General features: G+C 70.4%; 17 protein-coding genes and 1 pseudogene. 13 read left to right on the plus strand and 5 right to left on the minus strand.

Annotated elements, in window-relative coordinates:
* Nucleotides 1-156 precede the first annotated feature (156 nt).
* The 5 genes from GV126_RS33450 to GV126_RS33470 form a co-directional block, all read right to left on the minus strand.
* A complete protein-coding gene (locus tag GV126_RS33450; RefSeq protein ID WP_159674866.1) occupies nucleotides 157-453 on the minus strand; it encodes a helix-turn-helix transcriptional regulator in 297 nt (98 codons plus the stop codon).
* A gap of 101 nt (nucleotides 454-554) precedes the next feature.
* A complete protein-coding gene (locus tag GV126_RS33455) occupies nucleotides 555-1,463 on the minus strand; it encodes an NAD(P)/FAD-dependent oxidoreductase (protein ID WP_159674868.1) in 909 nt (302 codons plus the stop codon).
* Nucleotides 1,460-2,050 carry a cysteine hydrolase family protein gene (locus GV126_RS33460; RefSeq protein ID WP_185948133.1) on the minus strand — a complete coding sequence of 197 codons (591 nt, stop codon included), beginning with the start codon at nucleotides 2,048-2,050 and terminating at the stop codon, nucleotides 1,460-1,462. Before GV126_RS33460 ends, GV126_RS33455 begins: the two co-directional genes overlap by 4 nt.
* A complete protein-coding gene (locus tag GV126_RS36955; protein ID WP_236570349.1) occupies nucleotides 2,047-2,781 on the minus strand; it encodes a hypothetical protein in 735 nt (244 codons plus the stop codon). Before GV126_RS36955 ends, GV126_RS33460 begins: the two co-directional genes overlap by 4 nt.
* Before the next feature lie 642 nt (nucleotides 2,782-3,423).
* Nucleotides 3,424-4,179: a GntR family transcriptional regulator gene (locus GV126_RS33470; protein ID WP_159674872.1), complete on the minus strand. Its 756-nt coding sequence runs from the start codon at nucleotides 4,177-4,179 to the stop codon at nucleotides 3,424-3,426.
* 367 nt (nucleotides 4,180-4,546) lie between these two features.
* Between GV126_RS33470 and GV126_RS33475 the strand changes: the two genes are divergently transcribed.
* The 13 genes and pseudogenes from GV126_RS33475 to GV126_RS33535 all read left to right on the plus strand — a co-directional run.
* A complete protein-coding gene (locus GV126_RS33475; RefSeq protein WP_159674874.1) occupies nucleotides 4,547-5,155 on the plus strand; it encodes a hypothetical protein in 609 nt (202 codons plus the stop codon).
* Nucleotides 5,156-5,331: 176 nt separating this feature from the next.
* Nucleotides 5,332-5,676 (plus strand): hypothetical protein, encoded by a 345-nt coding sequence (locus GV126_RS33480; protein ID WP_236570350.1) that lies wholly within the window; start codon nucleotides 5,332-5,334, stop codon nucleotides 5,674-5,676.
* Complete coding sequence (locus GV126_RS33485; RefSeq protein ID WP_159674876.1) at nucleotides 5,676-5,936, plus strand: WhiB family transcriptional regulator; 261 nt, start codon at nucleotides 5,676-5,678, stop codon at nucleotides 5,934-5,936. The genes GV126_RS33480 and GV126_RS33485 overlap by 1 nt, the downstream gene beginning before the upstream one ends.
* A gap of 153 nt (nucleotides 5,937-6,089) precedes the next feature.
* Entirely contained in the window at nucleotides 6,090-6,455 is a 366-nt protein-coding gene (locus tag GV126_RS36010; protein WP_201299977.1) for a hypothetical protein, read from the plus strand.
* Nucleotides 6,456-6,656: 201 nt separating this feature from the next.
* Nucleotides 6,657-6,836 (plus strand): hypothetical protein, encoded by a 180-nt coding sequence (locus GV126_RS33495; protein WP_159674878.1) that lies wholly within the window; start codon nucleotides 6,657-6,659, stop codon nucleotides 6,834-6,836.
* 59 nt (nucleotides 6,837-6,895) lie between these two features.
* Nucleotides 6,896-7,087, plus strand: coding sequence for a DUF5999 family protein (locus GV126_RS33500; protein ID WP_328707377.1), 192 nt, complete (start codon nucleotides 6,896-6,898; stop codon nucleotides 7,085-7,087).
* Between the two features lie 123 nt (nucleotides 7,088-7,210).
* On the plus strand, nucleotides 7,211-7,582 hold the full coding sequence (locus GV126_RS33505; RefSeq protein ID WP_159674882.1) for a hypothetical protein: 372 nt from the start codon (nucleotides 7,211-7,213) through the stop codon (nucleotides 7,580-7,582).
* Nucleotides 7,583-7,634: 52 nt separating this feature from the next.
* Nucleotides 7,635-9,803 carry a hypothetical protein gene (locus tag GV126_RS33510; protein ID WP_159674884.1) on the plus strand — a complete coding sequence of 723 codons (2,169 nt, stop codon included), beginning with the start codon at nucleotides 7,635-7,637 and terminating at the stop codon, nucleotides 9,801-9,803.
* 216 nt (nucleotides 9,804-10,019) lie between these two features.
* Nucleotides 10,020-10,496 (plus strand): hypothetical protein, encoded by a 477-nt coding sequence (locus GV126_RS33515; protein WP_159674886.1) that lies wholly within the window; start codon nucleotides 10,020-10,022, stop codon nucleotides 10,494-10,496.
* Entirely contained in the window at nucleotides 10,493-10,723 is a 231-nt protein-coding gene (locus GV126_RS33520; RefSeq protein WP_159674888.1) for a carbohydrate ABC transporter, read from the plus strand. The genes GV126_RS33515 and GV126_RS33520 overlap by 4 nt, the downstream gene beginning before the upstream one ends.
* 154 nt (nucleotides 10,724-10,877) lie before the next feature.
* The gene (locus tag GV126_RS33525; RefSeq protein WP_236570351.1) at nucleotides 10,878-12,983 is read left to right on the plus strand and encodes an ATP/GTP-binding protein; all 2,106 of its coding nucleotides are present in this window, start codon (nucleotides 10,878-10,880) and stop codon (nucleotides 12,981-12,983) included.
* A gap of 16 nt (nucleotides 12,984-12,999) precedes the next feature.
* The gene (locus GV126_RS33530) at nucleotides 13,000-13,413 is read left to right on the plus strand and encodes a conjugal transfer protein TraB (RefSeq protein ID WP_159674890.1); all 414 of its coding nucleotides are present in this window, start codon (nucleotides 13,000-13,002) and stop codon (nucleotides 13,411-13,413) included.
* 86 nt (nucleotides 13,414-13,499) lie between these two features.
* Nucleotides 13,500-13,884 (plus strand): annotated as a pseudogene (locus GV126_RS33535) (chromosome segregation protein ParM); the annotation flags it as partial.

Genomic DNA, 13,884 nt, shown 5'->3' on the forward strand with positions numbered 1-13,884 from the left:
GTTGCTAGTGAGATGAGCCAGCTCGTTGAGCTGGGGCCCAGAACCGGCGCCAAATTCCGGAACTGGGCAGCCGACCTGCCAGTCGGCGAGACGGGCCGCGCGGGGCCAAGTGGATGCCACTCCACTTATCGACGCGCGCGGCCGATGGCCGCTAGGTCATCCCGACCCCCCTTCGGAGGCCGGCGTCGTGCTGCCCGCATCCAGCTCAGCGACATCGGGGAAACGTTCCGCGAGCCCCTTGAGCAAGTGAAGGTAGACCGCGCGGTGGGGCCGCCGGGGGTGGGTCTGACCTAGCTCCCAGCGGGCTACAGCCAAGCGTTTCACGCCTACGGCGTCCGCGACTTCCTGCTGGGTGAGCCCCGCAGCGAGGCGAAGCTGCTGACGCACGCGCGGCGCCGGCAGGACGTCGTCGAGGAGAGCGTTGACCCGCTGCATCGGATCCGCGTCGGACATGCCCCAACCTCTCATGATCACTGAATCCCTGAAAGATACACCACGGGATCGATCTTGGCGAGCAGGCGTCGATACGTCGATAGGGCGGTGGGCGTCTAGCCTCAGCATGGCTTCAGGACCGAGGCGTAGTAGGACGAGAGCACGGCTTCCGCCCCAGAGCCCTGCGCTGCCGTGATGCGTTGGAACTGGGCTGACCTCAAGTCGCCGGCGACCCGGATCCGAGGGTGCTGTTTGCCGGGAGGGCAGTAGCCGTCCTCGCTCGAGGCAAGGCCATCCAAACCTGCTGGCGTATTGCCGAGGTTGTTCAACACCGTCTTGGCGACGTAGGACCTGCGCTCACCCTGCCGGTCCTTGACCTGCAAGCTCCACTCGTCTCCGTAGGCCATCGGCGACAGGACGACGTGCGAGATGGGCACAATGCGCACGCGCTCATCCCCCGCGACTTCGGCGATCTTGTAGTCATCGGCTGGCGGACAGAGGACGTGCAGCGTCGTTGAGGAATGCGGATGGCTGCGGAGCCATGTTCCGAGGGGGCGGTCCCCTCCGAGGACGTAGGTCCGGCCTGCCAGGTCTCCAGGCTCAGTGCACCACAGCAGAGGCACGGACAAATGTGCGGGAGCGCTGATCCAGTTGACGTCGGGAGGGGCCAAAGCGGCCACGCCAGTGGCGACCACGATCAGCTGTGCACTCAGTACGCGTCCGTCCTCGAGTACGAGCTCCGCTCGGTCGTCGTAGCCGGTGACGCTCGCCGCACGGCCATGGACGACGGAGCATCGATCAGCCTGCTGTAGGCGATCCAGGTCGGCGGCAAGGGCTTCAGCAAGTTGGGGGCCGGTCGACCAGTTGCCAGGGACGTTCTCCAGCGCCCCGATGACATGCAACTTGCCGCCTACTGAGTCAGCCTCCACGATGACCGTTCGAAGGTTCAGGCTGGCCGCCATCACCGCGGCCGCCACGCCTGACGGGCCAGCGCCGACTACCAGCACATCGGTCTCGTGCGATGTGTTCATGCGTGGGCTCCCTGCGTTCCGCTGATTCGGGACAAGACAACTTCGCTCGTGACCAGTTGCTCAGCGCCGATGTTCCGGGCGGCGAGCAGGAGTGCGGCGTCGTGGTAGCGGGCGCCGCCGGTGGAGGCACAAGCGTCGGTGACGATCCACGGCCGGTAACCGGCCTGATAGGCAGCGACAGCGGAGTCGTATACGCACGCGTCCGTGTCGATGCCGCACAACACCAGATCGGTCCAGCCCGCCTCGCGGATGGTCCGGGCGCCCTCGCGGGTGAACACTGACGCCTGGGGCTTGTCGATGATCGCGGCGGCGGTGGCAGCGAAGGGAGCCAGGTCAGCAACGAGGGCTTGCTCCTCGGGAGTACGCAATCGCGTCCATCCCGTGATCGTCTCGTACGGCGATCCAGGCTGGTTGTGGAACCGTGACAGCACCACGGGAGCGCCGGCTGCTTGCCAGCCCTCCACCAGCCGAACAACCGCAGGGATGATTCCGCGGCTGTGCTGGTTGACGAAGCCCTGCTGCACATCAATGACCAGCAGCGCTGTCGATCGAGGGTCCATCCACTCCGCCTTCCACATGGCCGTCACGGATTGCTGTCTCGGAGAGCGTCCTGGGCGGCGCGCAGCCGATCAGGAAGGTCGCTGGTTGCCAGGATGGCCTCGCGCATCACCCGGTGTTGGGCGGTCTCGGTGGGGCGTGCGGTAGTGAGCCGGACGTAGGCGCTGCGTAGAAAGCGCCAGCCGTAGGCCGCCGGCATCACCGGGTCCTGGCCGTCTTCGATCATGTGCAGGATGTGCGACGAGAGGGCCCAGAGGGCCTGTACGTCGAGCTCAAGGGCCACGATCTGGCTCATGGTCAAGGCCCGCTCGTCCGACCGCGGGTGATAGGCGACACCAGACCAGCCGACGACGCCGCGGGATACCCCGCCATCGAACGTCAGTGCTTCGGGGTGAGCCCAGCCCTCACGGAACTTGGCTTCCTCGACCCCTGGCCCGAGCGGTACCACAGTTGCCGGATTCTGCCGGTTGACCAGCACCGATGGCGTAGCGAGCAGCTGGAGCGCCGTGTCCAGGCCGGCGCTTGACCAGGAGTGTGTGCGGAGCTCGTAGGCCGACAGCACGTACTGCGGAACGAGCGAGTGGGCAGGCTGGTCCCTGTTGTCGCCGTGGCGGGCCAGCAGGTGGGCCATCCACTCCCCTACCCAGCCCGGCTCTTTCAGGTATGTGCGGTAACGCCACAACGCCAATTCGGTCAACGACTCGAGGCGGTGGTGTTCTTCGAGATGTACCACCGCGACACCGCAGGCGTAGATGTGCACCGTCGACGACTCTGCGGAGGGATGGTCAGCTGGCAGGGCTCGCCGCTCCAAGCCGCCAGGCCCAGGCTCGCTTGGCGAACCCGCAGCGTAGAGGGGTGCACTGCACTCACCGAGGTACACCGGCAAGAACTTGTGGGAGACGACCGTGCACCGTGCCGGCCGTGCTGCCGACTCCGCGTTGAGGGGAGCTGACGCTCCACGCAGCGCCGCCAGACGGAGGCTGAACGCCTCCTGCTCAGCCGGGGTGCACTGTCGGAGTGCCGTGTCCAGAATCTGCGCCATCTGGGGACGACAGACGCTCGCCTTGTTCCGCTGCCAGTTCGAGACGGTCCTGGGGCTGATGCCGAGGCGACCGGCGAACTCGCGCACAGACGCTCGCATCACCGACCGCAACAGCAGCGCCTCCTCACCTGTCCACCTGTCCACAGCGATCACTACACACCCCCTTGGCGGTCACCTTCCAGGCATCAACGGCCCTATTGCCACGCTGTTGCTACACCACTTCCACGGCCGGACATCTCGCTCAAGGTCCCTGGTGCGGATGCTGTTTCTTGTTGATCCACACCCCCAATCCCGGCCGGAGGAACCATGGCGATCCCGGGCACACCCCAGCGCCGTGCCCGCATCGACTCCTGCTTGCCGTCAGGCATCGAACTCGTAGTCCAGCACGTACGAGGCGGAGTCGAGAGTCATCTCGTTGACCTCGACAACTCGCTGTTGGGCGTCGAAGGCTGTCCGGCACATCTTCAGGACAGGGCGCTCAGGGGACATGCCCAACGTGGCCGCTTCCTCAGCAGTGGGCAGCCGTCCGCGGATTTCCTCTCGGAAGCGAACCGGACCATGTCCGAGGTCAGCGAGACGAGCGTAGGTTCCTCCCGGCCCGGTGTCGGCCTGGGTGATCGCAGACCCTTCCACCAGGGCGTAGGGCAGGTACGAGGTGGCGAGCATGACCGGCCGGCCATCCAGGACGAAGCGCCGGGACCTGGCGCAGGCGGTCTCGCCAGCGCCCAGGTCGAGCATCTCGGCAATGTGCGTCGGCGGAACGACCTCCTGTACGGACACCTGGTCGACCGTCAGGGGCCGGTCTTCATCAGCGGACCAGATCGACTTCCCAGCGCCCCACTGGTCCCGTGCCAGACGCTGGATGCCGCGTCGCCGGATGGGGCGGAAAGCCTGGACGAACACCCCCGCGCCCTTCCGGGACTCGGCGAGCCCTTCGTTGGTGAGTGCGCGCAGCGCTCGCCGAGCGGTCATCACTGCGACGCCGTACTGCGGCGCAAGGGCGTTCTCCCCCGGCAGCCGATCACCGGGTCGGTAGTCCCCTCGCTCGATCGCAGCCTTCAGCTCGTCAGCGATCTGGAGGTATCTGGGCCGCTCAGAGCCCTTTCCGCCTGCCATGTGTCTCCTAACTTCGCTAGCGATCCTAAGGGCTTCGATGCCCAGCGTCAGCTACGGCTCGCGACTTACATAGCGAGGAGGCTACTTCCCTATCGAAGTGCTTGACATCGATAGGGAGATCGCGCACCATCGTACTGCAACTTCGATATCGAAGTTGCCCAGGTATTCGTCGTCCGCCCTTCGGGGCGGCCGGGGTTGAGAGCACCATCGAACTCCCCCGGAGCCTGACGGCCGCGACGACTGTGTGCACATCGCAGCGCTGTGCGCTGTCTGTCCTGCGGGACGCCGGCCGTGTGCCGTGCGGCCCGGAGGGCGGAGAGAGCATCGCGACCCGCGCCCTCGCCACTCCCGTCCGTGAGGAGTTCAGATGTCCGCCGCCACCCTTGAGCGCACCGCCCGTCCTCGTCGCAGCAGGACCCGCTCCCGCACGGTCAACGCCCGCCCGGCGCTGGCCCTTTCCACCCTGCGGCCCCACCAGTACGACCTGCGCCCCGCCTGCGCATCGCTGGTCTGCCCCGACTGCAAGACGTGGGTGCCGATCACCGGCCTCCAGACCAAGAGCCCCAAGGTCGTGCCGCACGACACCGGTCGCGCCGGCAAGGACGAGGCCGTCCGGTGCCGCCTGGGCAGCAACCGCCTGGTCAACGTCGACGTCACGGTCCGGAAGTGGGAGGAGTGCCTGACGGACGGCAACGCGGAGACCGTGCACCGTCGCCGGACCACCGTGCGGCGCAAGCCCAAGGTCGCGGTCGCCCCGGCCGTCAGCCAGATCGCCGCACAGAAGCAGAAGCCGGCGGCCGACGAGCTGGGGGACAGCCGCCCACTGTGGCTGCTGCGGGAGATGAAGTGGGCGTCGACCGAGTCCGCCGTCCGCGACGCCGACACCCGCCGCGCGCAGCTGCCCGCCGGTGCCGCGCCGCTGGGAGCGCCGCCGGTTCCGCTCACGACGCTGCACCCCGAGCGCCGCGCGAGCTGATCCGCTCCGGATAAACGACCACGGCCCGGCCACCCCGTAGAAGGGGCGGCCGGGCCGAGGCGCTCGTACAGCAAGCCCACGGCCCCCGGGACAGGAAGTCCGGGGGGCCGCAAGCAGCTTCGGGGACGGGCATTCCCCGAGCTGATCCCTACACAGAGCCTGTATGGGAGGCCCTGATGACCGTCAGCATCGCACAGCCGCCGGCCGCGTCGGCGGTGGTGCCCGACTCCACGACCCTGGACGCGCTGCGCCGGGTCATCGACGAGCAGATCGGCCCCCGCCAGCCGGGCGCGATCTACCAGAACCAGGACGGCGCCTTCGAGGTGATCGCGCTCATCCGCGACCCGAAGCGGGCGCGTGAGCTGCTGAAGCGCCGCTGCGCCCAGTGGGCGTTGATCGTGAAGGACGTTCTCCGCCCCGGTGCGGAGCCGTTCGTCGTCGGGTCGGCCTGGACGACGTCCGACTACCTGGTCCGCGAGGCCGACAAGGCCCCGGCCGGCCGTGAGGGAGGGCTGCACTGATGGACTGGCGACACAGCGCGGCGTGCCGCGACGAGGACCCTGACCTGTTCTTCCCGGTCGGCGACACCGGTCTGGCCCTGCTGCAGATCCAGGAGGCCAAGTCGGTGTGCCGTCGCTGCCCGGTGATCGAGCAGTGCCTGCAGTGGGCTTTGGAGACCGACCAGCCCCATGGCGTGTGGGGCGGGATGAGCGAGGGCGAGCGGCGTTCACTGCGGCGCCGCGCGGCCCGCAACCGCGCGCGTGCGGAGGCGCCGGCCTGACGGGCTGCCACGGTCCCTCTCCCCCGGGGATGTGCCGAGGGGAGACGGGCCGCGGCTGGCCGTCCGGCCAGTCGATGGGCGACAGCCCCCCGGAGCTTCGACCCTGCCGGGGGGCTGTCCTTACAGGAAGCGAGAGTTCCTGTGATCGACAGCATGACACGCCCCCACCCGGTCACGGCAGACCGGGACGCCCACTTGCGGCTCGGCCGGCACCTCCTGGCCGTCGTCCGCGCCCAGGACGCGGCGATCCCCGCCCACCCGCGCGTGCCGCGCACCGTCGCCGCGACGCGGGCCCGCCTGCAGGAGCGGATGGCGCAGACGGTGACGATGGCGGACGACGCCTGCCCGCTGTCCGGCCGGTGGAACTGCACGGGCACCGACTGCCCGCCCTCCAGCGTGACCGCTCCAACGCCGGATGCGGCCCCCGTGCCGGCCGCTGCAACCGCTGGTGGCCAGTGCTCCGTGTGCGGTGGCTGGTTCGAGGGCTGGTCTGGCGGCGTCTGCGACGCCTGCCGCTGAACCGTATGCCCCACCTCATACACGCGGCCCGCGCAGCCCAGCACCGGGCGGCGCGGGCCGCAGCCCTGATCGGCCCCACGCACCCGCTGACCCGCCTGCTGCTCGCGGCCGCCGCGGTGACCGCGGCAGCGGCCTGGGAGGCAGGGCACCGTGTCGCCGACCTTCCCCCCACCCGCCGACACCTCCACGGAAGACAGCCTCGTGCCTGACGACCTGTATCAGCGCTACCAAGCGGCACACCGCGCCCACCGGGCGCACGCCACCACCTGCAGCCGCTGCACCGACACCATCCGCTGCCCTGACGGCGAGCGGCTGTTCGAGGCCTTCACCCGGCTTCAGGACGCCTACCTCGCCCGCCAGCGCCGACAGCAGCGGCCCTGACCGACACGCCCCGGCTCACGTTTTCGGAGGTTCAGATGACCGCCTTCCTGCCGCCCTCCCTGTGCACGCACACGCCGCCGTGTCCGACCGCGGACAGCCCGGACCGGGAGGCCGCGCACGTCGTGGCCGCCCACCCGGAGCAGGGCTGGAGCCTGCTGTGCAACGGCGTCCTGCTCTTCGAGGACACCGGCGAGCTGCTCCCCGACGGCCGGGCCATCGCCCCGCACCGGCCCGTCGCGGCCGCGGCCTGACGGCTGCCTGATCCGCCCGCACCGACCGCCGGCTCACGGGCGGCCGGGTCGGGCGGTGACGGGGAGCCGGACAGACCGGACCCGCCGGCCTCCGGGCCGGCGTACGCGATGTGAGGAGAGCACGTGACCGAGACCCAGACGCAGGCCGTACGGCCGAAGGTCACCTACACCAGGGGCGACATCGTCCTGTTCCGCGACGCCGAACGGTTCTGGCTCGGGCTGCCCGGCCACACCTTCGTCGGCCGTGTGGAGCGGTCCTGGCAGCAGGCTGGCACCGGCAAGGTCCTCTACGACCTGACCGAGCTGAGCGGCAACCGGGCCCGCGCTGGGATCGACCCCGACTACATGCGGCTGCTCCCGCCGGCGGACGCGATGCGCGACATCGACACCGCGCCGCTCAGCGAGCCGGACACCGGGGCGATGACCCCGGCCGCCGTCGCCTGGCTGCGCCAGCACCTGGCGCAGGACGCGGCGCTGCCCGCGCAGCGCACCTGACCCAGCTGAATCGCCGCCTGCCCGGGCGGCACTCGACTCGGAAGGAGGCGGCGTGGCCGCCACCCGAACCCGCAACAAGAGGCCCACCGCCCGTAAGAAGGCGACGGCACCCCGTCCGGCTTCGCAGCCCACCGCCTCCGCCCTCCCCGCCGCGGCTCCCTCGGCCCCGGTCGGCCCGGTGGAGCCGGGGACGGACTGGGAGGTTCTGGCCCGGGTCGCGGATGCCCGCGACCGGGCCGCCGACATCATCGACGCCGCACGCGAGCAGGCCGCCTCCGTCCAGACGGAAGCCGAGTCGGCCGCCGCGCGTACCATCACCGACACCCACGAGCAGGTCACGGCGCTGCTGACCGAGGCGCAGGACCGCGCCGCGGGCATCACCGCTGACGCCGACCAGGAGGCCAGCGCCCAGCGCATGGCGGCCAAGGCGGACCTGGAGGCGGCACGCGGTGAAGCCGACCGTCTCCTGGCCGACGCACGCGAGCGTGCCGAGACCATCGTGAGCGAGGCCCGCGCGCAGGTCACCGGCCTGACCGAGCTGGCCGCCACCGACCGTGAGGCCACGGCGACCGCGATTGCCGAGCTGCGCCGCCTAGCCGAAGCCGACCTCACCGAGATCAGCGCTTTGGTCGACCAGCGCCGCACCGAGGCCGGCCAGATCCTCGCCCGCGCTCAGGAGCAGGCCGACGAACTGGTGGCCGCGGCGCAGCGGGAAGTCGAGCAGGCCCGCGCGCGGTTCGCCCAGCTCGCCAAGACGGCGGCCGAACACTACGACGCCCGGCGTGCTGAGGCGGAAGCGCTGTACGCCGACGCGGTCAAGGCCGCCGACGACCGGCGCCGCGAGGCCGACGCCCACGTCGCCGCCGCACACGCCGAGGCGGAGCAGGCCCGCACCGAGCTGCGCGAGCAGCTGCGCAAGCTCACCGATCAGTTCGACGCGGAGGCCGCCGGCAAGCGCAAGGCCCTCGCCGACGAATTGGCCGGGCTCAAGGCCGCGTGCGACAAGCAGCGCGAGCGTCTGAGGGAGGAAGCCAAGACCGTCGCCGCGCAGCTGCGGCAGGCCGCGCAGAAGGAGGCCGACCGCATCACCTCGGAGGCGCAGCGCAAGGCCAAGGGCATCACCGACCGGGCGCAGGCTGATGAGGCCCGCGCCCGTCGGCTGCTCGATGAGGCCCGCGAGGCCAAGCGGGCCAACTCCCGCTGGCGTGGCTGGCATCAGAAGCTCAGCCGCAAGGCGTGGAGGACCGCGCCGTGGATCGCGCTCGCCGCCGGCGTTGGCCTCGCCGCCTCCGGCGAGTACGAGCTGGCTCGCATGGTTGGCATCCACCCGTACGTCGCCCCGCTGCTGCCGGTGTCCATCGACGTCTACTGCGTCACCGCCTTCCGCACCAAGAAGGACATCGGAGCGGCGCTGGCACTGATGGCGTCGGCCAACGTGGTCTTCCACCTGTCGGAGCAGGCGCACCTTGTACCCGAGGGCGCGTCGGCTCCGTGGTGGCTGACGACGTTCGTCGTGCTGATCTTCGTGGCCGTCATCTGGCGCGTCCACTCGCTCATGCACGACGCCGGTACGGACGGACACGGTGGTACGGACACGGCGACCGGAACGACCGGACGTACGAGTACGGCCGCTCGTACGGACAGCGTGACCGGTACGCAGCCCGCCCGTACAAGCCCGTCCGGTACGGACTCGTACGGCGCGTCAGCCGGTCCCGTCCCCGCCGGTACGGCCCCCGTCCCTGCTCGTACGGAACCTGGACACGGCCCCCCGCCCCGCCCCGCCCCGGCGGCAACGAATGCGGGCCTGACCAGCGCGTACAGTACCCGTACAAGCGGCGTACAGGCCGCCCCGAGCGAGGAAGCGCGTACTAGTACGGAGCACTCTGGTCGTACCAGCGCCGCCGCGTACGAGGGCGGAGCGCGTACCAGTACGGTCACCGCCCGCACGACCCCGGCCGACAGCGTTCCGTCCGCGCGTACCAGTACGACGCAAGCCCGCCCGCGGGTAAGCGGAACGGCCACCGCCGGGCGTACCGGTACACCCGCTCGTACGGACGCCGAACTGCTCCCGCGCGTGCAGGAGCTGCCACGCGAGACGGACGGCTTCGTCAACATCAGCCGCGTCCGCACCCAGCTGGGCGTCAACCAGACCCGCGCCATCCGGCTCCTGAAGGAGGCCGGCCTGCTGCGACCCGAGGACGCGGACAAGTACCTGACCTGAGGAATGCAATGGGCGCGCGCACGATGCGCGACCGTGCCTCTGGTTGCTGGTGGTGCCACCCGTACTTGCTGCCGCGTCGGCGGGACTCCCGTTGACATCCAGCCGCTCCATCGTCCGGCACACACCAGTGAGGGCCAGCCCACGGCTATTGGGCTGGCCCTTGCTGCGACTGCCGGAAGCAGTCCCAGATCCCCAGTACAGCAGGAGGAATCCCCCGTGAACAGCACCGACCCCAACCACTCCCCCCTGCGCGACGTCGCGCAGAGCCCGGAGGCAACCGCCCGGTACCTGGCCGACGTTCAGCGGGTCCTGCTGGACATCGGCAAGAACCTGGAGACCCTCGCGCACGAGACCCGCGTGCACCTGCGTGACACGCACGTGGAGGGCGACCGCTGGTACCACGCCAGGCTGCGCGCGATGCCCGTGGAAAAGGCCCTCGGGCAGGTTCTCAGGAATCTGAACAACCTCACCTCGGGCCTGGAAAAGAGCGCCTACAAGCGCCGCGCCCACGACGAGGTCGTTGTGAATACGGCCAAGGCCAGGAAGGAGAAGGAGCTGGAAAAGCAGCGGAAGAAGAACCCGCAGCCGCTGCAGGCCGCACCGAATCCGCCGCAGCAGAGTGGACAGGTGCCGAATCCGGGGTATGGTGGCCCTAGGTCGATTTACGACCTCGGTAAGGAGCGTTCGGCGTGAATCGCCCGCTCCTGAAATCCGAACTCCGTGCTCAGCGCTCCCGTGAATACCTGCTGAAGCAGCGTGATTCGTTCATCGAACGACACGGCGAGGACCTCGGCGCCTTCTATTTCCTGGTGATGCTCGTGCAGACGCACGGCAGGAAATGCCTCAAGCGTGGCGACGTCGCCGGGCTGAGGGAGCTGGCGCACGACCTGCACGCCGTCTACCTCAAGCACACCCAGTAACCGCCCGCCCGTCACGAAGGGGCCGCCACTGTCACGCGGCGGCCCCTTCGGCGTGTCCAACGCCCAGGCGCCCACGCGCCCAGGCGCCCAGGCGCGCGCACGCGTACGCGAGGCGGTCACTGCCTGTCAAGCCCTGAAGGAGGACGCGAGAGCAGTGTCAGACGACACCGAAGGGCGACTCATCAATTTCCCGGTCGGGACCGATGTCACCGACCGGCCCCCGCAATTGCCGGACCCCGGACGCCTTTTCCCGGACGCCAGTGAGCGGCCCGCGATCCCTCCGGAGTCCCCGGAAGAAACCACTCTGGAGTTGCCCGCTGTCCCGGCGGCACCCCGGCCGGAAGCGGCTTTGGCTTCCTCTCGTGAAATTCCGCTCGCCGATCCCGGCGGAATAGGCGCGGACGATATTGAGGAGGATGAATATGTGCAGCCGCGCTCGCTGGCGGACCGGCTCGGTGACTGGCTGGAATTCCGGCTGGAAAAGGCGCGGGCACTCCATGAAAGTGAAGCGCCTTTCCGTGAGGCTGAAATAGCGCGGAAGGCCGCGCTTCTGGAAGCGCGTACCGCGCAGGAAGTCGCGATGATGGAGCAGAACGGAAAGCTCCACGCCGCGCAGATGAAGGCGAAGGCTGACAAGGCGGCGGCGCGCGGCAAGGCCGATGGGGCGCGGTCCTTCAGTTCCGGCTTGGGCGCCGACAAGGGTGGCCGCTCGAAGGCCGGCGGCGGGGGCGGCTCACGCGCAGGCGGCGGCAGCTCCGGCGTCTCAGGCCGGGGCGGCACCGGCGGCGGCCGGGGCTCGGGAACGAACGGGCCCGGCGGCACCGGTCGCGGCTCCGGTGGCGGCAACTCGCCCAAGGGTGCCGGGAAGGGCTCTGATCGCTCCGCGGGCGGCCGTGGGGGCGGTTCCAAGGTCAATGAGTCGTCCGGCGGCCCGAAAGGCCGCCAGAACGGCCCTGGCGGCTCCGGGTCGGGCAAGGGCGGCTCGACGGGCGACGGCGGCAGGACGCAGAACTCGCCGGCCGCCAGCCCCCGGGCCGACCGGTCCCGCGGCCGCCAGGAGCGCGCAGCCGCCCGCCAGGCCGCCCGGCAGCAGCGGCGCAGCGCCGACCAGGCCGCCAAGATCGCCGACCGCAGCAAGGACCGCGACCAGGACCGCGCCAACCGGCAGGCGGAGCGGGAGCGGCGCCGCGCGGCGAAAGACGAGCGGAGGGCCGCGAGGAAGGCGAAGCGGGAGGCAGCCAAGGCCGCAGAGGACCGCTCCACCCCGGGTGCGGCCGTGGCGGAGGAAGCACAGCGCCGCTGGGACAAGCGCCGCGTAGCCGAGACGGACAAGGCCGCGAAGGACGACAAGGCCAAGGACTCCGAGGCCACTACCAAGAAGATGCCCAAGAGCGGCCCTGAAGCGGCCGCTGGCGGCCCGAAGGGCGGCTCCGCCACCAAGGAGTCGGGTGACGGCAAGAAGGGCGGTGAGAAGCCCTCTGACGGCTCCGGTGACACCGACGCGAAGGCCGGTGACGGGCCGTCTGACGGTTCGAAGAAGTGGCGCCACTTCCGGCGCGGCCGTACCGCCGGCACCGGCCAGAGCGGGCGTCGTGAGCGTTCGGCCGGCAGCCCGTTCGGCGTGGAGGAGGCCACCCCGACGGTGGAGTGGCCCGAGCATGAGACCCGCCCGCCGAAGCCCGAAGAGGCTGAGGACATCCCGGACGCGGTCGTCGTCGAAGACGCGGCCGATCCGTTCGGGGCCACCGTCTCCAGGCCGGCGAGTCTCCCCCGGGCCCCGGAGCCCCACACCCAGCGTCCTGGTACCACCCGCCCCACTGCACAGGAGGACTCCGTGGCATCGGAAGTCAGCAAGACGTCGGGCCAGGCCGGCCTGGCAGCCAAGCACCGCACCGACATCACCTTCGACGAGTACCTGATGGAGATCGTGAACATCGCGATCGCCGCCGGGCTCGACAAGGAACGAGCCCAGGACCTGGCCGTCTCGCTGGGCAAGGTCGCCGACTCCCTGCGGGACATGGCGGCCGACCTGGTCGGCGACCACAACATCGCCACCGACGTCGTCGACCAGATCACGGACCTGGCCGACGCCGCGACGCGCATGAAGCAGCTGGCTGAGCGGTGCGCGACCGAGTGCGAGATCGCCTCGGAGGCGGCCCGGCTCGCCGCCATGGCGGTCGGCCGCGTCTACGGCGAGGACATCAAGGCCATGGACGAGGCGGGCCTGGCCCACGCCTCCTCCGCCGCCCACCACGACTAGGAAAGGGGAGTTCGCCGTGAGCGACCTCACGCCCCGCCCCGGAACCTTTGCCGCCCCGACGGACGGCGACAACCGCTACAAGGCCGTCCAGAGCAAGCTGCGGAGCCTGAGCAAGGCCATGGACATGGCCAGCATCGAACTCGAAACGCTGCTGCGCGGCATGCGCATGAACGCCCAGCGCGCGGAGGGCCTGGCCGTCAACATCGCCAACGCCGAACTGGACCCCACGTTCGTGGAGATGACGAACCAGGTGGCCCTCGCCCTCGGCGGAGCCGCCGTGGAGGTCCAGAAGCTCCACGAGACGGCCCAGGAGGTCTCCGGCCAGGCCGCGGACGCCCAGCGCACGCACGCGCGGCTGTACGAGGCCCTGGACGACATCCGCTCCAGCCGCAGGGAGCGCACACCCAAGCCCGGGTTTCTCGCCCACTGACCCCACCCTGACCCCGCCGAAGTACCTGATGGGCGGCCCGCCACGACGGCGGGCCGCCCATCGTTGCTCCCGAAGGAGAACCTCCCGTGTCCGTGCCGCGCAGCGTCGCCCTGGAGCGCACCCTCTACACCCTGGCCGCCCCGGTCCTCGCCGCGGCCCCGAACCTCTGCCCCGACAGCCACGTCAACACCGTCGTGCAGCTGGCGGGCGCCGCCGGCGTCGGCGGCATGGTCCTGGCGTACAAGAGCGACGAGCCCGGCACGGGACGCAAGTTCCTGCGCTGGTCCCCGCTCGTGCTCGCGGCCGCTGTCGACGTCGCCGCGAAGAGCACCATCGGCTGGGGCCCGTGGTGCGTCGACGCCCTGCTCGCCGCCGGATGGGCCGCGGCCGGCTGGCTGGTGATGCCGTTCTCCCGGCACGCCCGCCGCGGTCACCGGCCGGCCCTCGCCGCCCCGGCCCCCGCCCCGCGGC

Origin of the sequence: Streptomyces mexicanus, from assembly GCF_902506575.1 — a bacterium.
Classification (GTDB): domain Bacteria; phylum Actinomycetota; class Actinomycetes; order Streptomycetales; family Streptomycetaceae; genus Streptomyces; species Streptomyces mexicanus.

Bases quoted from the DNA above. Each gene is read 5' to 3' on its own strand.
- GV126_RS33470 (WP_159674872.1), bottom strand. From the start codon at position 4,179: ATGGCAGGCGGAAAGGGCTCTGAGCGGCCCAGATACCTCCAGATCGCT.
- GV126_RS33455 (WP_159674868.1), bottom strand. From the start codon at position 1,463: ATGAACACATCGCACGAGACCGATGTGCTGGTAGTCGGCGCTGGCCCG.
- GV126_RS33485 (WP_159674876.1), top strand. From the start codon at position 5,676: ATGGACTGGCGACACAGCGCGGCGTGCCGCGACGAGGACCCTGACCTG.
- GV126_RS33475 (WP_159674874.1), top strand. From the start codon at position 4,547: ATGTCCGCCGCCACCCTTGAGCGCACCGCCCGTCCTCGTCGCAGCAGG.
- GV126_RS33450 (WP_159674866.1), bottom strand. From the start codon at position 453: ATGTCCGACGCGGATCCGATGCAGCGGGTCAACGCTCTCCTCGACGAC.
- GV126_RS36010 (WP_201299977.1), top strand. From the start codon at position 6,090: ATGACACGCCCCCACCCGGTCACGGCAGACCGGGACGCCCACTTGCGG.
- GV126_RS33480 (WP_236570350.1), top strand. From the start codon at position 5,332: ATGACCGTCAGCATCGCACAGCCGCCGGCCGCGTCGGCGGTGGTGCCC.